The following is an 18480-nucleotide window of genomic DNA, read 5'->3' as shown; positions in this document are numbered from 1 at the left end:
AAGAAAAGTGGAGTGATATGTTGAAAAACGATTCCGATGCCCCGGGTGAAAAGCCCCGTCTCACCGTGCTCGGCGCCGGCGTCATGGGTGTCGGCATCACCACGCTGGCGGTCGGACACGGTGTGCCGGTGACGCTCATCGACGTCGACCAGGCCAAACGTGCGGATGCGGAGGCCCGCATCGCCCACGAACTGCGGCTCGCGCGGCTGATGGGCGCGCTGCCGGACGACCTTCCCGCCGGGTCGCTCGTCATCGGTGAATCGCTGTCGGAAGCGGCCGGATCGACCGCGGTCATCGAGGCCGTCACGGAAATTGCGGAAATCAAGGAGAAAGTGATCGCGGAGGTTTCCGCGGTCGTTTCCCCTGGTACTGTCCTGGTGTCCAACACATCGTCCATTCCCATTGACGAACTGGCCTCGGCCGCCGTGCGTCCGGCGGAACTCGTCGGCACGCATTTCATGAACCCGTCCTATCTGATCCGCACGGTCGAGGTCATCCGCGGCGCCCGCACCGGCGAGGCCGCCATGGACTCCGTACGGGCCCTGCTCACCACCCTGCGCCGGCAGCCCGTCGTGGTCCGGGACGCCCCCGGCTTCGTGACCAGCCGGGTCCTGCACCCGATGATCAACGACGCGGCCCGGGTGGTGCAGGAGGGGACCGCGACCGCCGAGGACGTCGACGCCCTGATGCAGGGCTGCCTGGGGCACGCCACGGGTCCGCTGCGCACCGCGGACCTCATCGGCATCGACAACCTCGTCGACTCGCTGAACGTGCTGTACGAGCGCACCGGTGACAGCGGCTGCCGTCCGTGCGAGCTGCTGCTGGAGAAGGTGCGGGCGGGCGACATCGGCCGGAAGTCCGGCCGTGGTTTCTACGAATACGAGGGATGAAAGTCATGACCATGCCATCCGAGGGCACCGTGGAGAAGGAACTCCTCGACTTCCTGCACGTACGCACCAAGACCGTCTGGGAAGAGGACACCGACCTCTTCGCGGCCGGCGGGCTCTCGTCCCTGTTCGCCATGGAACTCGTCGTCCACCTGGAGAAGTCCTACGGCATCGCGATCCGGGGCGCCGACCTGCGGCTGGACAACTTCCGTACCGTCACGGGAATGGCGGCACTGGTCCGCCGTCTGCGCGCGGCAGCCGGGGACGGCGGTGAGTGAGCCCCTCGCCGAGGCGACGGCCTCGGTCACCGGCCTGGTCGGTGACCGGGCCGGTGACTGGGACCGCTCGGGCCTGCTCCCCGTCGAACTGCTGAGAAAGCTCGGCGCCGCCGGGCAGTTGTGCACCGGCGTGCCCACCGAGTACGGCGGCCTCGGCTGGGACAGCCGCACCAGCGGCGAGTTCACCGCCCACGTCGGCAGCCTGTGCAGCTCCCTGCGCAGCGTCATGACCTCCCAGGGCATGGCCGCCTGGACCGTCGAACGGCTCGGCGACGAGGCACAGCGCCGCGCGCTGCTGCCCCGCCTCACCTCGGGCGAACTGGCCGCCGTCGGCTTCAGCGAGAGCCAGGCCGGCAGCGATCTGTCGGGCATCGACACCCGGATCACCGTCGACGGCGACAGCGTCGTGGTCGACGGCCACAAGGTGTGGATGACGGCCGCCCACTACGCAGACCTGCTCATCGTCTTCGGACGGATGGGCGACGGCGCCGCCGCCGTGGTCGTGCCCGCCCGGGCCCCGGGCGTGGACGTACGGCGGGTGGCCGACCCCCTGGGCTGCCGCGCCGCCGGACACGCCGAGGTCCGCCTCGACTCCGTACGCCTCCCCGCCGACAGCGTGCTGGGCGGCGAGGGCCTGTCCCTGCCGCTGCTCGTCACCACCGCCCTGGCCTACGGGCGGATGTCGGTCGCCTGGGGATGCGTCGGCATCCTGCGCGCCTGCCTGGCCGCGACGACCCGGCACGCCGCGTCCCGCGAACAGTTCGGGCAGCCGCTGGCCCGTCACCAGCTCGTCGCCAAGCACCTGGCCGACCTCTTCGTCGCGGAACAGGTCGCCTCCCGCGCCTGCGAACACGCCAGCCACCGCTGGGACAACGGGTCCCCCGACATGGTGGTCGCCACCATCCTCGCCAAGCACGTCAGCGCCGGCCACGCCGCCCGCGGGGCCGCGTCCGCCGTGCAGGTCATGGCGTCGGCGGGAGCCCAGGACGGCCATCCGGTGGCCCGCGCCTACCGGGACGCCAAACTCATGGAGATCATCGAGGGCAGCAACGAGATGTGCGAACTCCTGCTCGCCCAGCACGCGTTGACAAGTGTGGAGCCGACATGAGCGACAAGACCGGCGCCGACGCGCCGGCCCTCGTGAAGTGCCTGGTCTGGGACCTGGACAACACCCTCTGGCAGGGCACGCTGCTGGAGGACGCGGAGGTACGGCTGCCCGACGCGATACGGGCGACGATCGTCGAACTCGATGCGCGGGGCGTCCTGCAGTCCGTCTGCAGCCGCAACGACCACGACCTGGCCTGGGCACGTCTCGAAGAGCTGGGCGTCGCCGAGTACTTCGTGCTGCCCGAGATCGGCTGGGGACCCAAGTCGGAGGCGGTCCGGCGGATCGCCGAGGGACTGAACTTCGCCCACCGGACCATCGCCTTCATCGACGACCAGCCCGCCGAACGGGCCGAGGTCGCCTACCACCTCCCGGACGTCCGCTGCTACCCGGCCGAGGAGGCGTCCGCCCTCACCGGCCTGCCCGAGTTCAGCCCCGCCGTGAGCACGGTGGACTCCCGGCGCCGGCGCGAGATGTACCAGGCAGGTTTCCGCAGGGAGACCGAACGGTCCGCCTACGAGGGCCCCGACGAGGAGTTCCTGCGCTCCCTCGACCTGGTCATGCGCATCGGACGGGCCACCGAGGAGGAGATCACCCGGGTCGAGGAACTCACCCTGCGCACCAGCCAGATGAACGCCACCGGAGTGCACTACTCCGACCGGACGCTGCGCGAGCTGTCGGCGGACCCCGGCCACGAGGTCCTGGTCACCACCCTCACCGACCGGTTCGGACCGCACGGGGCCGTCGGCGTCACGCTGGTCGAGAAGCACCCGGCCGTCTGGCACCTGAAGCTGCTCGCCACCTCCTGCCGCGTGGTGTCCTTCGGTGCCGGATCGGTCATCCTGAACTGGCTCGTGGACCAGGCCGCCGCGGCCGGGGTCCATCTCGTGGCCGACTTCCGGCGGACGGACCGCAACCGCATGATGGAGGTCGCCTACCGGTTCGCGGGCTTCGACGAGGAGCCCTGCGCCTGCCGCGACGCCGTGCGGACCGCGTCGGCACGGGCAGCGGAGGGAGCGGAGGAGCAGGAGACAGCGGAGGTCGAGCGGCTGCATCTCGTCGCCGCACCCCGGCCCCCCTCCACGACCGTCCGGCTGATCGCCCCCGACCTGACGGCGCGACCCGCCGCGGACACCTCGGTCGTGGCCCCGGCCTGAGGGTCCCCTGCCGAAGACAGCGCACGGCGGGCTCCCGGACCACCTCGTCCGGGGGCCCGCCGAGGCCTCGTACGACGTGGGTGTGGCCGGCACGCCGAGAACGCACCGGCCACCCGACCGTCCCCACATCATCTGCCCGCCGAGCGAAGAACGACGCGTCGTCATCCGGGACCGCGACGGCGAGCCACGTTGTCAGAACTGCCCTGACACCGACGGCGATCCGCTGCGGGAACTCACCGAGCTGGTCACGAGCCTCGCTCACGCCCTTGCCGAGCGCCGGATCCTGCACGGCTACGCGGTCTGGCACCACATGCGCCGACTCCGACGACGCCTCGGCGAAGACCATACGACTCGACTCCAGGATCTGAACGTTCGCTGCCACGTCACCGCAGCCGGCAACTTCCTGACCTGACTCAACCGAGAAGGGCTCACGCTGGGGACGTGCACCCAGCCGGACCTGGAACGGGGGATGGCCGATGCCACGGTCAGCTACCGCGACGAGACTGGCCACTTCGTGCGCTGGTCGGTACAGCACCGGCATGCTCACGGACTTACCTACGACACCGTCCGCTGGACCGGCCCCCGGGGCGCCATCGACAGAGAGAAACGCTGGGCCGACGCCCGGCGCCTCCTCGACGACGACACCGCCTCCATCACGTTCGGCGCCTCGCCGGTCGTCCTCCCGGCACCGCCGGCCAGCCTGGTTCGCGAACTCATCGCGACCCGCCGCGGCAAAGCCAAGATCGGCAACCCCGACGACGTGCCCTGGTTGTTCCCGGGCGGCCACCCGGGGCTCCCTCTCACGGACAGTCAGATCGGCAGGCGTCTGCACCGAATCGGAGTCCGGCCCGAACAGGACCGGTCCCCTGTGCTGTTCACCCTCGCGACCGAAGTACCCGCGGCGATCCGCACCCGGATGCTCGGGGTCCACAAAAGTCGGAGTCATCGTCAAGAGTTGTGGATCAGGTGAGGTAGCTCAGGCTGCACTGAGCTCGGGACGCTCAACGAGTTGACTGACGCGCGCACTGGCCCGGACCAGGGCGACGAGGTGGGGCGCCGGGGGCCGCTCGGCGTGCCCCGCCCGTCGCCACGCAGGTCCGGGCGCACTTCGCCGCCGCCGGGCACGGGCTCCTGGGGCTTGTCAGCTGGCGGCGGCCCCGGCTCCTGGCGAGGGCTGTCGGCGACGGCGACGGTGAGAAGGGCTGCCCGCCCCGGCCGGACAGCCCTACCACAACGTCAGCAGCCCTCTGGGTCAGTAGCCCAGCTTCCACTTCTGGTTACCGCCGCCATTGCAGCCCAGAACGTACGCGCTCCCGTTGCTGTCGCTGTCCAGGCACTGGCCGGCTGCGGGTGCCCTGAGCTCGACCCTGCTCCAGTCCGATCCGACACCGTCCCATTCGGTGTTCGGGTCGCCGCAGGACAGCGTGGACAGACCGAAGGTCCTGGACAGGCACAGCCCGGTCGCCTTGTTCCGGATCTTGACCTGGTCGTAGGTGTCGTGGCCCTGGAACTCCACGCTCCAGGTCTGGTAGTCATTCCCCTGCGTACAGGGGTTCGTGTAGACGAAGCCCCGGCCGCTCTCCCCGCCGTCACTGCTGTCCAGACACAGCCCGGTTGCCCAGTTGCGCAGGAAGTCCGTGCCGATGGAGCGCGCAGCAGATGCGGGAGCGGCACTCATGAAAGCCAAACCGGCGGACAGACCCAGCGCCAGCACCCCAGCCCTCAAACGGCGCGAGAGCAGCCCCCCAGCCGAAGCCCGGCTGACGGCCTGTGCGCTGTCTGCCCGCCTCACGTCCCGCCTCCGCATGTCAACCATGTTCAACTTCCTCTGCCTTCTCTCGGCTTTCACAACAGGAGCTTCACCGCACCTGGTGCAGCACTGCTCCCACGGAACCCACACCCTCCAGACGCCCGCCCAGAACAACGGGATTTCCTCATCACCGTGATCCACGTCTCACACGAAACGCCCACGCCACAAGCCACCAGGTGTCCGTGGTTCGGTGCGGAACGTCACCGCGGGACACTGCGGTCTGTCCGGGATGGCGTCCCGCTTCGTGCAACACCGGTGCGTTTACGGGAGGGGTTGGGAGTAGTAGTCAAGACCTGTGGATCGGTGAAGTCATCGCCTGATGCTGCGGCGCCATCGAATCTCGCCTTCGTGCCATTTGCCGGTGGGCGTGAGTCCTGCGGCGGTGGCGACGGCAGCGGATGCCTGATGTGCGGGGTGGATATGGGCGATAACCGTCTGCATCTGCTGCAGGCTGAGCCAGTCGACGAGTTCTCGGGCTGCTTCGGTGGCGATGCCTCTTCCCTGCCACGGGGTGCCCACCACCCAGGCGATCTCGGCGATGGGGCCGTGTCCGGAAGGGCTGATCGTCGCCTGGACCGTGCCCGTCAAACAGGCCACGCTGCGGAGCCGGATCACCCAGTTCAGCCAGGAGACAGCCGGGTCGGGAGAGCCTGCGGTCATGCGCTGGTAGCGCGAGCGCAGGGCCTGCGGAGTGTCCGGTGTGCCGCCGGTGAAGGCGTGCAGGGCGGGATCGGACAGCACGGCGGCCATCTCTGCGGCATGTTCGACGTGAAGCGGCAGCAAGTCCAGCCGTGCGGTGCTGATGGTCTGGGCCACGATGCTGCTCACGCTGCCGCCTTGGGGCGTTCGACGAGGAGGCCGGGAGCCGGAGGTCACGGGCCTGGAAAGCAGCGTGGTCATCGGTCCACTGCTTCGTCAACCGGGCGACAGTGGCCGGCGACAGCCCGGCCGCCGAGCCGAGGAACTGCTCCAGAGCGGGCACGACCGTTGAGGCATACCGGCAGTTCGGACAAGGCCAGATGCCCGCCGCACTGTGTCTCAAGCTCGCCGGCACAAGATCCGCGGCAGCTCCGCTGACGGGGCTGTGTGACAGCTCCCGCTGTCCGCAGCATGCGGATCGCGCCCGTCTCGCTCGTGCCGTAGACCTGGATGAGTACCTCGCCGGAGATCGCGCGCCGGCCACGCGACGCTCTCAGGCAGGCTGCCGGCGCTTGAGGGGCTCCCACCAGTCCCGGTTGTCGCGATACCAGGCGAAGGTCTCGGCCAGCCCGGACTCGAAGTCGTGCCGCGGACGGTAGCCCAACTCGGTCCGCAACCTGGTGCAGTCGATCGCATAGCGCCTGTCGTGGCCCTTGCGGTCCGGTACCTGCCGTACGCGCGCCCAGGTCGCGCCGACTGCCGCGAGCAGCCGCGCGGTCAGTTCCCGGTTGCTCAGCTCGATACCGCCGCTGATGTTGTAGACACGGCCCGCGACACCGCCGGCCCGGACCAGCTCGATGGCCGCGCAGTGGTCCTCGACGTGCAGCCAGTCGCGCCGGTTGAGACCGTCGCCGTACAGCGGGACGTCACCACCGTCGAGCAGCGTCGTGAGGAACAGCGGGATGATCTTCTCGGGGAACTGCCGTGGCCCGTAGTTGTTGCTGCACCGGGTGACCCGCACGTCGAGGCCGTGGGTGCGGTGGTACGACAGGGCCAGAAGGTCCGAGGCCGCCTTGGAGGCGGCGTAGGGGGAGTTGGGGTCGAGGGGGTCCCGCTCGGTGCGGGAGCCGCTCTCCACCGAGCCGTAGACCTCGTCCGTGGACACGTGCACGAAGCGGTCGACGCCGTGTCGCAGCGCGGCGTCCAGCAGGGTCTGGGTGCCCGTGACGTTGGTGCGCACGAAGGCGTCGGCGGAGGCGATCGAGCGGTCCACATGGGACTCGGCGGCGAAGTGCACCACCTGGTCGGCCTGTTGCATCAGCTTGTCGACGAGGGGGGCGTCGCAGATGTCGCCCCGGACGAACGTCAGCCGGGGATCGCCGAGATCGAGATTGTCCAGGCTCCCGGCGTAGGTCAGGCTGTCGAGCACCGTGACCTGCGACACCCCGCTGCGCTGTGCGGTGTCGCCCGCGAGCAGCATCCGTACATAAGCGGAGCCGATGAAACCGGCGGCGCCGGTGACCAGCAGATTCACAGCGCCTCCGAAGGAAGCGGAGGCAGCACGCCCGCCTTGCACAGGCGCGCCCGCTCCATGATGTACTCGCCGTAGGGCGAATTGCCCATGCTCGCACCCAGCGCTTGGCAGTCGTCCGGGTCGATGTATCCCATGTGCATGGCGATCTCCTCGATGCAGGCGAGGCGGGTGCCCTGCCTGCGCTGCGTGTCCCTCACGAAAGTGCCGGCTTCGAGCAGGGATTCATGAGTGCCGGTGTCCAGCCACGTGACGCCCCTGCCGAGCCACACCAGTTCGGCGGTGCCCATCTTCAGGTAGACGCGCAGCAGGTCGGTGATCTCCAGCTCGCCCCGGGGGGACGGCTCCAGGTCTCTGGCGATGTCCGTGACCTGGGCGTCGAAGAAGTACATCCCCGGGATGGCGAGCTTCGAGCGAGGATTGAGGGGCTTCTCCTCGATGGAGAGGAGTTCGCCCTGCGCGTTGATCTCGGCGACTCCGAACCGCTCCGGGTCGGCCACCTCGTGGCCGAACAGCACACAGCCACCCATCTTGAGCGCGGTACGCCGCAGCATGGCGGGCAGGTTGGCGCCGTGGAAGAGGTTGTCGCCGAGGACCAGCGCGCACTGCTCGCCGCGGATGTGGTTCTCGCCCACGAGGAAGGCGTCGGCGATGCCGCGCGGCTTGTCCTGCGTGGCATAGTCGAGGGACAGCCCCAGCTGCCGGCCGTCGCCCAGAAGCGCCTGGAAGGCGGGGAGGTCGGCAGGACGCGTGATGATGAGGATGTCCCGGATGCCCGCCAGCATGAGCATGGAGAGCGGGTAGTAGATCATCGGCTTGTCGTAGACCGGCGCGAGTTGTTTGGAACCCGCGAACGTGAGGGGCTGCAGGCGGGTGCCGTTGCCGCCCGCCAGAATGATCCCCTTCATGCGCTCCACGCTCCCTCGTGATCGGTGTCTGGGCATCGTCGGGGGCCCGTCCCAAGCCGTTCTCGTGCGCGTCTTGGGGGAGCGGGGCCGACGACCAGCGCGGGGGACTTCTAGCAGGGGCATCGCATGCTCGGGATCGGTCCGGTTCGCCGGTCTCGTACATGACGTGACGTCATGTCCCGGCCCGGACAGGGATGTTCCCCGGGAAGCAGAACAGGCACGGCGCCGGTGATCACGTGCTTGTCGAAGACCCATGAGAACCGAAACCGAGCGAGACCGTGCCTGTCCGGACATCGTCACCCACGCCCTCCGGGCTGGGACGACTGGCCCTCCCGAACCTTCACGGCACCCCACGGGACGCCGCTGACCTTCCTCGGTGGTCCCGCACCATGCCCTGCCGGCCGAGGGCGTCCACGACGGTACGGGAGCCGCACCGTCTCCGGGCTACGAGGAGCGACGATCGCGCGGCGTTCCTCGCGTGCCTGCTCGATCCGTTCCTCCAACGCCTCGTACCACTGCTCGCCCTGCGCGCCGCAGTTGTCCCGGATGCCGTGCTGGAGGTCGAAGGTGTTGGCGTTCAGGGAACGGACCGTGCCGGGCCCCTGGTCGACCTGCCTCCGCAGCTCACCCTGCGAGTGGGACAGCTGTGCCACGGCGGCACGTATCCCGGTGCGCGCGCCCGCTCGGATCCACGGCTCACGCCGCAGCGCGGCCCGCACCGTCGGATCGCGCAGCGCCGACTCGGCGAAGCCGGCGGGCAGCGCTTCGCGAGCCTGAACCGGCCCGGTCGGCCGAGCCCCTGCACTCCGCCCCGGCTGCCGGCACCACCTCGTGCCCGCGAGCCTTCAGCTCGACGCCGAGCGCCACGAACGGCTGCACGTCACCGCGCGAACCAATGGTCAGCAGGACGATCCGCATCGTTCTCCTCGAGTCCGTCACTCCGCCGGCCGGGCGTCAGGCCGGGGTCAGCGTCAGATACCGCTGCTGCCAGATTTCGTACAGCTCGGCACGCACCTCGTCGGGGACGACACCGGCCTCCTTCGCCAGCTCGCCGACGGTGCGGACGCCGTCCACGACGCTGAGCAGCGTGAACAGCTGCTCCGACACCTTGGTCACCGGAGCTCCGGCGTAGTCCAGGGAGATCTCGTGCCAGGCGGGACCGGCTGCGGCGGCCCCGGTGCCGAGTCGGCGCGCCAGCCTGGTCACCGGCCGCAACCGGGGAACGAGTGCGTCCAGGTCGGCCGATGGGTCCGCCGAACGCCGGCTCACCAGGAAGTCCTCGACCACCAGGTAGTCCAGATCGGTGGTCAGGAAGCACGTCACCACGTCGTCGATGGTCTGCACGATCGGCTCTGCGTTGTTGTTGAAGGACGTGTTGAGCAGCACCGGTGTCCCGGTGCGCTCGCCGAAGGCCGCGACGAGCCGGTGGAACCGTTCGTTCGCGACCGGGTCGACGACCTGCACTCGCGCGGTGCCGTCGATGTGGGTGACCGCGCCCAGTTCCGGCCGGCGCTCCTCGCGGACGGGAACCACGTAGGACATGAAGTCGTAGTTCGCCTCGGTGGCGGGCAGGTCGAAGTAGTCGGCGGCGGCCTCGGCGGTGACCACGGGCGCGAACGGCCGGTAGCTCTCCCGCTGCTTCACCATCGCGTTGATCCTGGTCTGGTTCTCCGCCGGCCGGGCGTCCGCGATGATGCTCCGGTTGCCCAGCGCCCGCGGGCCGAACTCCGAACGTCCTTGCGCCCAGCCCAGGACCGCACCGTCGGCCAGCAGTCCGGCCGCGACCGGCACGATGTCCTCGTGCCGCTCGAAGTCGAGCACCGCACCCCACTCGCCCAGGCGGTCGCGGACCTCCGCCTCGGTGCCCAGCGCGGGGCCCGAGCTCGCGGTGCGGGACCGGCGGACCGGCCGGGCCGCACCGCCCAGCTGGTCGGCCGCGAGGAAAGCGGCACCCTCGCTCGCGCCGGCGTCGTGCGACGCCGGGTGCACGAACACCTCGCGGAACAGCCCGGAGCGCAGGATGTTGCCGTTCAGGGTGGAATTGTGGGCCACGCCGCCGCCGAAACACAGCCGGGACAGGCCGGTCGACTCGGCCCAGTGCGTCAGCACGTGCAGCACGATCTTCTCCAGCGCCTCCTGGGTCGCGGCGGCGAAGTCCTTGTGCTGCTGGGTGAACGGCTCGCCCTTGCGGCGCGGCGTGATGCCCCGCGCGAGCATCGACGGGCCGACCAGGTCGGGCACCGTCATGTTCGGCAGCAGGTTGTAGTCGCCCTTGTCGCCCAGCAGGTACAGCGAGCTGACGGCGTCGCGGAAGGTCGCCGGGTCGCCGTAGGGTGCGAGGCCCATCACCTTGTACTCGTCGCCGAAGCCGTAGCCGAGTAGCTGGGTGGCGTTGAGGTAGAGCATGCCCAGTGACTTGAAGACCGGGTAGTCGGCCAGCTTCTCCAACTGTCCCCCGCCCGACCGGTAGACGGTGCCGGAGTTCTCCTCGCCGCGGCCGTCCAGGACCAGCACCAGCGACTCCGGTATCCCGGACCGGGCCACCGCCGCTATCGCGTGCGCGTCGTGGTGCGGGGTGAAGACGAGCTTGTCGTCGTCGAGATCCCAGTCGAACTCCTCGGCGAACCACTGCTTGATCAGCTGGCGGCAGTACACCGTGGGCACCTTCGGGTGGACGGTGTAGAAGAAGTTGAGCGTGGTGTCGACGAAGTCCTCAGGGAAGTAGTACGCCACGCCGTCGAGCTGGTCGACCGTCACCCCCGCCACATCCAGGCACGCGCGGATCGCGTTGACCGGGAACTTGGTGGTCTTCTTGATCCGGTTGAACCGTTCCTCCTCGACAGCGGCGATCACCTCGCCGTCCCGCACCAGACACGCAGCCGAGTCGTGGAACAACTGGTCCGGCATGAGGGGGACGAGATCCGAGTCCCGCGCGGAGAAGTTTCCGCTCAACCCGAGCACCAACATCGTGACCACCCCAATGAGTCGTTGACGTGACAAACCGCCTGCCGTCAGGCGGCGGCCCCTGCCGGACCACGACACCGAGTGGACGCGGGCCCTGAGAGTTCGTCAGCAGCCTAGGCGGGACGGATAGCGGATGAATATCGCCGACGGCTGGACCGGACGCGCCCGGTCAGGACGACAATTCGTTGTACGGAAGCGGAAGTTGATACCGCAGGCCCAGGGCTCCCGGTGGCGTCCGTGGCCGGCAGGGTGGCCATGAAGGCGGCACCGATGCGATCGAATCCATCGACTTCCGGCTGGCGGGAATCACCGCCTGGGGGCGAGCTCAGCCGGCGTAGTCGGCCACGTACCGGTCGAGCAGCCGATCGAGGTGACCGGCGCCGCCCGGCAGGACGGCGGTCGGCAGCAGGGCCCGCAACCGGGCGGTGGAGACCGTCGTACGTACCGGCGGGGCGTCGACGACCTCGAGCCGGGCCGGCAGGCCCATCCGAGCCCGCACCCCGGCGGCGATCGCGGCCACCGGAACCGGTGTGCCAGAGGCGACGTGCACCACCTCGCCGTGCACGCCGGCCGCCAGCAGACCGTCCACGATGGACACGACATCGCGCACGTCGACCAGATCTCGGTAGGTGTCCCGGTACAGTCGGACGGTTCCCGAGCGCACCTGCTCGACGAACGCGGGCAGCAGTTGGTGCGGCCGCTGTCGTGCGCCGACGACGTGCGCCAGCCGCAGCACGAGCCAGTTCGCGCCCGAGTCCGCCACCTGCCGCTCCAGCCCGAGTTTGTGTCGCCCGTAGGGCGAACTCGGCGAGACGGGTTCCCGTTCCTCCACGATGTGGTCGGTCGAGCCGTACATGGCGTGCGACGCGGTCGACAGCACCACCACGGTCAGGTTCTCTCGCAGGCAGCGCTGCGTCACCTCGGCCATGAGCGCCCGCTCCCTGGCGAACTCCGCCTGATCGGTCACCCGTACGCTGGACACACCGGCAGCCACCACCACGGCGTGCGGGTGCCGGTCGGCGATCGTGCTGAGGTGGCTTGCGATGAAGCCCCGGCCTATGACGAGCATCAGTGTCCTCCGGACACGGTGACGACGCGGGCGGATGCCCTGATGGCGTCAAGGAGTTCGGCGGTGCACAGGGTGTCGGCGTTGGACGCCGCTGCCGAGTTCGGCACGCCGGCTCGGCGGGCTCGGACCTCGGCGGTGAAAGCAGCAGCCGATCGGGCGAACTGGTCGGCGGCCGGCGTCACGATCTCCTCGGCATGGTCCTGTTCATCGATGCGCAGCACAGGCTGGTGGGTCGCGGGTGGGGTGAACGCGCGCTCCAGCAGCAGCTGGGCGGACGAGCCCCACAGCCGGTAGCGGGAACCGTAGCTGTGCCGGAAGCCGAACTCGGCCGTCACGATCACGTCGCCGGTCGTGAGCAGCACGCTGCCGGACACGTCGACTCCGGTCACCGGATCCATGTGCAGCACCGCGCCGGCGACCTCGATCTCGTTGCCGAACAACATTTGTGCCGCCCGGATCGGGTAGACACCGACGTCCAGCAACGCCCCGCCGCCCAGTTCGGGCCGGTAACGCACGTCGGCGGCGGGAAGCGGCGGGAAGCAGAACGAGCTGGTGAAGTGCCGAGGCTCGCCGATTCGACCGGCGGTCACCAGGTTCCGCACGACGGCGTGCACCGGGTGGTGCAGGAACGTGAAGTTCTCCCGCAGCACGAGGTTGTTCACTTCGGCCAGGCGCACCAGATCAGCGGTGTCGGCTGCGCACGTCGTCAGCGGTTTCTCCGCCAGGACGTGCTTTCCGGCCGCGAGCGCGGCCGCAGCCCACTCGTGATGGAGGGAGTTCGGCAGCGGGACGTAGACGGCGTCGATGTCGGCGCGCTCCAACAGCGCCGCGTACCCTTCGACCGGCTCGCCACCGAACCGCTCGGTGAACGCCGCGGCCCTGGACCGATCCCGGCTCGCGATGGCCGCGACCGACACCCCGGCCGTACCGGCCAGAGCAGGCAGCATGCGCCGCCACGCGATGGATGCCGCCCCCAGCACACCGATCCGCACCGTCGCCGCCGGGTCGAAGTCCGCTCCGGGGGCGGGTTCCGCGAGAGGCCGGACCATCAGGCACCCCCACCCTGCGCGACCGGACTGTCGTCGTCGAGGCGAGCCACGAGGCTGTGCAGGCACGCCACCAGACTGCGGGCCTGCACGTTCACGTAGTGGCTGTGCCCTATCAACCCGACGATCTGGGCCATGGTCATCCACCGGTGCCGGGCCGGGCCGGCACCGTACGCCACCACCGGGTCGACCTCGACGATCATGTGCCGGGTGCGGGCGTGGAAGAACCGGCCTCCCTCCTCGGAGAGCTCGGTGTCGAACCGGATCCGGTCGGCCGGCGCGGCCAGCACGTCGTCCAGGAAGGGTGGTCTGGCCTCGGTCGGCAGGTGCTCGTAGCTGTCCGGTGTGCACTGCACCGTCGGCGCCAGCTCGACGAAGTCCAGGAGCCCCGGCTCCGCCTGGACGCCGACCAGTATGTGCAACACCCCGGCGAACCGGGCGACCAGGAACGCCACGACGCCGAGCCCGTGCGGGGCGACGACCGGCTGCGTCCAGCTGTCGATCTCGCGGTCCCCGCCGTCCACCGCGACCGCGCGCACGTCGAAGAAGACGCCCCTGTCGTGAGTGATCCGGTCGGGCTGCCGGCGCCAGCCGCGCACCTCGCACAGCGGGATCGGGGTGGCCTCGACCTCGCGGCGGGACCGCAGGTCGGTGATCCAGCTCAGGATCTCGCCGTCGGTGTGGAGTGCGCCCCACTCCGTTCCGAGCGACCGCACGAGGGCCGCCCGGAACCCGGACGCGCCACAGCCCAGCTCGCCCACGAGGTTCGGTCCGGAGAAGGACAGGCAGGACAGCACCGTGCGCGTGTTCATGTTGACCAGGTGGTCCTCGGCGAGCAGCGCGTGCACCTGGCCCAGTGACAGCCAGCAGAAGCCGGGCAGCACCTCGACGTCCGCGGTGGTCTCCACGACGATGTTGCGGTTGCGTTTGCGGTAGAACCACGAGCCTTGCTCGGACTGCAGCACGTCGGCGAGCACCGACTGCGGTGGCGCGGACAGGAACATGTCCACATAGGGCACCCGGCGGCCGCGGTGTACCGCGGTGTAGTTGCTCTGCGTGGCCTGCACGGTCGGGGACAGTTGCACCACGTTGCAGTTGCCCGGCTCCATCTTGGCCTGCATCAGGCAGTGCAGCACCCCGTCGAACTCCTTGACCAGGATGCCCAGCACGCCGGTCTCCGGCTGATTGATGATCGGCTGCGACCAGCTCGCCACCGGGCCGTGAGCGGCGGCCACCGACAGGCCCTCGATGGCGAAGAACTTTCCGCTGTCGTGCACCAGGTTGCCGGTGTCGTCGGTGAAACGCCAGCCGACCAGGTCGGCGAAGTCGATACCGGCGACCGTGGTGGTCCTGGCCACGGCCAGCCGTTCGGCGAACCAGGACCGGAAGTCCGGTGTGGCCGTCACGGTGCCCTGGGTGGACAGTGCCGATCGGACGACACGCAGCGCCGCCGACGGGTCGCGGGTCCGAAGAAGACCACCGGGGGTGACCGGGGACGCGGTCATTCGGACTCCTTCGTAAGCGGAAAGCGCGACTCGCGAGGGTCGGATCCCCCTGCCGAAGCCAGGAGAGCGGTCAAGGTTCCTCCAGTTACGGCTGGGGAAGGACTGCCACCGGAAGCCGTCAGCGCCGGGTGACGGCGTGCTTCTCGATGACGTCCGCGGCGGCGGCCACGCCTCGATCAGTGCGTACCGCCGCCGCCAGCGCCGCCACCCGAGTGGCGATCGCCGGATCGTCGAGGGCGGTGCGCACGGCGGCGGCCAGCCGGTCGCCGGTCAACCGGGAGAACGGCACCGGCGGCGGTGCGACGCCCAGCGCGGCCATCCGGCTCGCCCACACCGGCTGGTCCGCATAGCAAGGTACGACGACCTGTGGCACGCCGGCGGACACCACGGCCGCGGTGGTGCCCTGGCCGCCGTGGTGCAGTACGGCGGCGGCGCGGGGCAGCAGCCAGACGAAGTCGGCGCTTTCGGTCCGGATCGCCTCGACGCCGGCGGGCAGCGGGCCGTCCGGGCCGCCGACGACCACCAGCCGGTGTCCGGTCGCCGCCGCTGCCGCCCCGCTCGCCGCGAGCAGGCCGGGACCGTCCACCGCCCAGGCGCTGCCGAAGGTGGCCACCAGCGGTGGATCGCCGCCTTCGACGAACTCGGTCACCTCCGCCGGATTGTCCCAACGCGTGTTGTCCGACCAGTACCCGGTGAGGTGACAGTGCTCCGGCCAGTCTGCGGGCGGCGCGACCACGTGCGGGCTGAACTGGTACAGCAGCGGCCGGGTGATCCCGTCGTCACGGAAGGGCGAGCGGAGCCCGAGTCGCGGCAGCCCGACGGCGGTCCGGCCGCGGTTCACGCTGGGCCGGTACACCAGCCACTCCAGCGCGCCCATGGCCCGGTGGGTGAACCGGTTGTAACCGCCGCCCAGTGACAGCTCCGGCGCGCCCAGCGCGGGCCACGCGGCCGTCTCGGTCACCGGCCAGGACGCGACCGAACACCACGGCACGTCCGGCCGGGCCAGCGCGCCGATCCGGGTCAGCGTGGTGTTGACGACCATGTCCGCGCCCTCGCCGGCGGCCACCATCTCGTCGATCAGAGCCTGCTGCTGGGCACCGGTCAGCCGTGGCGCCGCCATGGCCATCCGGTACATCGACGGCCCACGCCGCAAGGCGGCCCGCACCTTCGGATCGCGCAGCACCGACTCGGCGTAGCCGGCGGGCAGCGCTTCGAGAGCCCGGAAGCCGAGACCGGTCCGGTCGGCCAAGCTCCTGAACTCCGCCCCGGCTGCCAGCACCACCTCGTGCCCGCGAGCCTTCAGCTCGGCACCGAGCACCACGAACGGCTGCACGTCACCGCGCGAACCAATGGTCAGCAGGACGATCCGCATCGTTCTCCTCGAGTCCGTCACTCCGCCGGACGGGCGTCAGGCCGGGGTCGGCGTCAGGTACCGCTGCTGCCAGTGGTCCTCGCCCGTCGATGAGCTGACAGCTCGCCGGCCATCGAGCAGTCCCGGCCGGGCCGAGCCTAGGCGGGACGGATAGCGTCCGAATATCGCCGGACAGCGGAAGCCGGCAACCACGACACACCAGGCATCTCGTGGCCCTCAGGCGTCCTTGCGCCGGGCGAGCGTGATGCCGTCGGCCATGGTGAGCATGCTCAGGTCCACCCGCTCGTCCGCGCGCAGGCGGGCGTTGAGTTCACGGATGCCCGCGGTGTCGGCGTCCGTGAACTGCGGATCGGTGACCCGGCCGAAGAAGAGCGTGTTGTCCACGACGACGAGGCCACCGGGTGCGAGCAGTTCCAGGGACAGCTCGTAGTAGCGCGGGTAGTTCGCCTTGTCCGCGTCGATGAACGCCAGGTCGAAGACGCCCGGGCCCTCGTCGGCGAGCAGCTTCTCCAGGGTCTCCGCCGCGTCGCCCACCCGGAGGTCGATCAGACCGTCCACCCCGGCCCGCTTCCAGAACTCCGCGCCGATCGAGGGCCAGCGATCGGTGATGTCGCACGTCACCAGTCGCCCGTCGGCCGGCAGGGCGCGGGCCATGCACAGGGTGCTGTAGCCGGTGAAGGTGCCGATCTCCAGGACGGCGGCCGCCCGGGTGAGCCGGACCAGCAGCGCGAGCAACTGCCCTTCCTCCGCAGGTACTTGAAGGGCGACGCCGCCGGGCAGCCCGGCGGTCGCTTCGCGCAGTTCCAGCAGGATGTCGTCCTCGCGCAGCGAGGTCTGCCTGACGTACTCGAGAAGCTGTGGCGTCATGCCGAGCTGCTCAGCCATGGGGGGATCTCCGTCCCGGTGGGAGTCGGTGTGAGCGGCACGCCAGGCGGTGGGGGAGCGGCACGCCAGGCGGTGGGGGAGCGCCGGACGACGAGCCGTGCGTGCTCGGGGGTACGGACCCGCCTCGGCGTCGTTCCGCGCGGTCAGAGCCCGGCGGCGGGCCCGGGGGTGGGGGAAACCTGGCGGCCGTGGCCGCCCACGCCCTCGTCGTCGGCGCCGTGCCACAGCCTGGCGTCGTAGGGAATGTCGGACACGGGAATGGTGGCTCGTTCTCCGGCCGGCGGGCGGACCGAGACAGCGTCGGCTTCTCCGGCCGGCGGGCGGGTCGACACGGCGTCGGCCGGTTCACCGACGAGTGCGCGGACACGGACGCGCAGCCGTTCCACATCGTCGGCCAGCCTGGTGAGCGCGGGAGGCTCGCCGAATCCGGAGGACCGCAGTGAGCCGACGCAGTGCGCCAGCCGGTCGACGGTGCGGAGCAGTTCACTGAGGGCGGCTGGGGGCATCGAGCTTCCTCCGAGTCTGCCTAATGAGTGCCCGCGCCGAAGACCGGGAGCGAGCTCAGGCGATCGCGGACGGTGCCGTGCACCGCGTCCGGGTGATCATTGAGAAAGAAGTGACCGCCCTTGAACACCTGCGTGTCGAACGGCCCCTCCGTGTACTCGCGCCACGCCTCGACCTCCGCCACGGCCGCACGCGGGTCGGCGTCCCCCGTCAGCGCCACCACCGGGCAGCGCAGTGGCGGTCCCGGCACATGGACGTAGGTCTCCGCCGCGCGATAGTCGCCGCGTATGGCGGGCATGACCATCTGGAGGATCTCCGGGTCGGCCAGTGCCACGGCGCCAGATCCGCCCAGCAGCTCCAACTCCCGCAGAATTCCCTGGTCGTCGCGCTGGTGGATGTACTCACTGCGTTCGAAGCGCGGCGCCCGGCGCCCGGAGAGAAACACGGTGACCGGGCTGTTCGCCCCGCCCTCCCGCTCCAGTCGGCGCGCCACCTCGTAGGCGAGGGTGGCGCCCATGCTGTGCCCGAACAGCGCCAGCGGACGGTCGTCGGTCGATGCGGTCAGGACCGCCACCAGCCGGTCGACCAGCTCCGGAACGTTGTCGACGCACTTCTCGGACCGCCGGTCCTGACGGCCCGGGTACTGCACGGCCAGCACCTCCGCCGTGGGCGGCAGCGCGTTCGCCATGGCGTGGTAGGCACTCGCCGATCCGCCGGCGTGCGGGAAACAGACGAGTCGTGTCCGGGCCCGGGGGGCGGCCACGAAGCACCGGAGCCACAGGTCCGGTTCCTCGGCGCTTCGATCCATCGTCCGTCCTTC

20 protein-coding genes are annotated in these 18480 nt (G+C 70.1%); 6 read left to right on the top strand and 14 right to left on the bottom strand.

Features of this window, described 5'->3' with window-relative positions:
* Window positions 1-17 precede the first annotated feature (17 nt).
* From ACZ9QC_RS04380 to ACZ9QC_RS04355, 6 genes are all read left to right on the top strand, one after another.
* Entirely contained in the window at window positions 18-890 is an 873-nt protein-coding gene (locus ACZ9QC_RS04380) for a 3-hydroxyacyl-CoA dehydrogenase family protein (protein WP_472921598.1), read from the top strand.
* Window positions 887-1165, top strand: a complete 279-nt coding sequence (locus ACZ9QC_RS04375; protein WP_180303649.1) for an acyl carrier protein — start codon at window positions 887-889, stop codon at window positions 1163-1165. Before ACZ9QC_RS04380 ends, ACZ9QC_RS04375 begins: the two co-directional genes overlap by 4 nt.
* Window positions 1158-2273 (top strand): acyl-CoA dehydrogenase family protein, encoded by a 1116-nt coding sequence (locus ACZ9QC_RS04370; RefSeq protein WP_472918909.1) that lies wholly within the window; start codon window positions 1158-1160, stop codon window positions 2271-2273. The genes ACZ9QC_RS04375 and ACZ9QC_RS04370 overlap by 8 nt, the downstream gene beginning before the upstream one ends.
* A complete protein-coding gene (locus tag ACZ9QC_RS04365) occupies window positions 2270-3427 on the top strand; it encodes an HAD-IIIC family phosphatase (protein ID WP_472918908.1) in 1158 nt (385 codons plus the stop codon). Before ACZ9QC_RS04370 ends, ACZ9QC_RS04365 begins: the two co-directional genes overlap by 4 nt.
* A gap of 82 nt (window positions 3428-3509) precedes the next feature.
* Window positions 3510-3839 carry a hypothetical protein gene (locus ACZ9QC_RS04360; protein WP_472918907.1) on the top strand — a complete coding sequence of 110 codons (330 nt, stop codon included), beginning with the start codon at window positions 3510-3512 and terminating at the stop codon, window positions 3837-3839.
* Window positions 3840-3896: 57 nt separating this feature from the next.
* Complete coding sequence (locus tag ACZ9QC_RS04355) at window positions 3897-4397, top strand: hypothetical protein (RefSeq protein ID WP_472918906.1); 501 nt, start codon at window positions 3897-3899, stop codon at window positions 4395-4397.
* A gap of 282 nt (window positions 4398-4679) precedes the next feature.
* Here the strand turns inward: ACZ9QC_RS04355 and ACZ9QC_RS04350 are convergent, their stop codons facing one another.
* The 14 genes from ACZ9QC_RS04350 to ACZ9QC_RS04285 all read right to left on the bottom strand — a co-directional run bounded on the left by ACZ9QC_RS04350 (window position 4680) and on the right by ACZ9QC_RS04285 (window position 18468).
* Window positions 4680-5105, bottom strand: coding sequence for an RICIN domain-containing protein (locus ACZ9QC_RS04350; protein WP_472918905.1), 426 nt, complete (start codon window positions 5103-5105; stop codon window positions 4680-4682).
* A gap of 441 nt (window positions 5106-5546) precedes the next feature.
* Window positions 5547-6065, bottom strand: a complete 519-nt coding sequence (locus ACZ9QC_RS04345) for a GNAT family N-acetyltransferase (protein ID WP_472918904.1) — start codon at window positions 6063-6065, stop codon at window positions 5547-5549.
* Between the two features lie 364 nt (window positions 6066-6429).
* Entirely contained in the window at window positions 6430-7410 is a 981-nt protein-coding gene (gene rfbB / locus ACZ9QC_RS04340) for a dTDP-glucose 4,6-dehydratase (RefSeq protein WP_472918903.1), read from the bottom strand.
* Window positions 7407-8315 carry a glucose-1-phosphate thymidylyltransferase RfbA gene (gene rfbA, locus ACZ9QC_RS04335; protein ID WP_472918902.1) on the bottom strand — a complete coding sequence of 303 codons (909 nt, stop codon included), beginning with the start codon at window positions 8313-8315 and terminating at the stop codon, window positions 7407-7409. Before rfbA ends, rfbB begins: the two co-directional genes overlap by 4 nt.
* Window positions 8316-8611: 296 nt before the next feature.
* The gene (locus tag ACZ9QC_RS04330; RefSeq protein ID WP_472918901.1) at window positions 8612-8968 is read right to left on the bottom strand and encodes a hypothetical protein; all 357 of its coding nucleotides are present in this window, start codon (window positions 8966-8968) and stop codon (window positions 8612-8614) included.
* Window positions 8969-9011: 43 nt separating this feature from the next.
* A complete protein-coding gene (locus ACZ9QC_RS04325) occupies window positions 9012-9233 on the bottom strand; it encodes a glycosyltransferase (protein ID WP_472918900.1) in 222 nt (73 codons plus the stop codon).
* Window positions 9234-9269: 36 nt separating this feature from the next.
* On the bottom strand, window positions 9270-11222 hold the full coding sequence (locus ACZ9QC_RS04320) for a carbamoyltransferase family protein (protein WP_472918899.1): 1953 nt from the start codon (window positions 11220-11222) through the stop codon (window positions 9270-9272).
* Window positions 11223-11604: 382 nt separating this feature from the next.
* Window positions 11605-12348, bottom strand: coding sequence for an NAD-dependent epimerase/dehydratase family protein (locus tag ACZ9QC_RS04315; RefSeq protein ID WP_472918898.1), 744 nt, complete (start codon window positions 12346-12348; stop codon window positions 11605-11607).
* A complete protein-coding gene (locus tag ACZ9QC_RS04310; RefSeq protein WP_472918897.1) occupies window positions 12348-13397 on the bottom strand; it encodes a Gfo/Idh/MocA family protein in 1050 nt (349 codons plus the stop codon). The genes ACZ9QC_RS04315 and ACZ9QC_RS04310 overlap by 1 nt, the downstream gene beginning before the upstream one ends.
* Entirely contained in the window at window positions 13397-14899 is a 1503-nt protein-coding gene (locus ACZ9QC_RS04305) for an NDP-hexose 2,3-dehydratase family protein (protein ID WP_472918896.1), read from the bottom strand. Before ACZ9QC_RS04305 ends, ACZ9QC_RS04310 begins: the two co-directional genes overlap by 1 nt.
* Window positions 14900-15017: 118 nt before the next feature.
* Entirely contained in the window at window positions 15018-16271 is a 1254-nt protein-coding gene (locus tag ACZ9QC_RS04300; protein ID WP_472918895.1) for a glycosyltransferase, read from the bottom strand.
* 216 nt (window positions 16272-16487) lie between these two features.
* Window positions 16488-17156, bottom strand: coding sequence for an O-methyltransferase (locus ACZ9QC_RS04295; protein WP_472918894.1), 669 nt, complete (start codon window positions 17154-17156; stop codon window positions 16488-16490).
* 143 nt (window positions 17157-17299) lie between these two features.
* A complete protein-coding gene (locus ACZ9QC_RS04290) occupies window positions 17300-17662 on the bottom strand; it encodes a hypothetical protein (protein ID WP_472918893.1) in 363 nt (120 codons plus the stop codon).
* A gap of 20 nt (window positions 17663-17682) precedes the next feature.
* Window positions 17683-18468 carry a thioesterase II family protein gene (locus ACZ9QC_RS04285; protein ID WP_472918892.1) on the bottom strand — a complete coding sequence of 262 codons (786 nt, stop codon included), beginning with the start codon at window positions 18466-18468 and terminating at the stop codon, window positions 17683-17685.
* Between the last annotated feature and the right edge of the window lie 12 nt (window positions 18469-18480).

It is taken from the genome of Streptomyces sp. HUAS MS02 (assembly GCF_055702265.1).
Note: the sequence above shows the minus strand (reverse complement) of the source record. Positions and strands in the feature narration are given on the sequence as shown.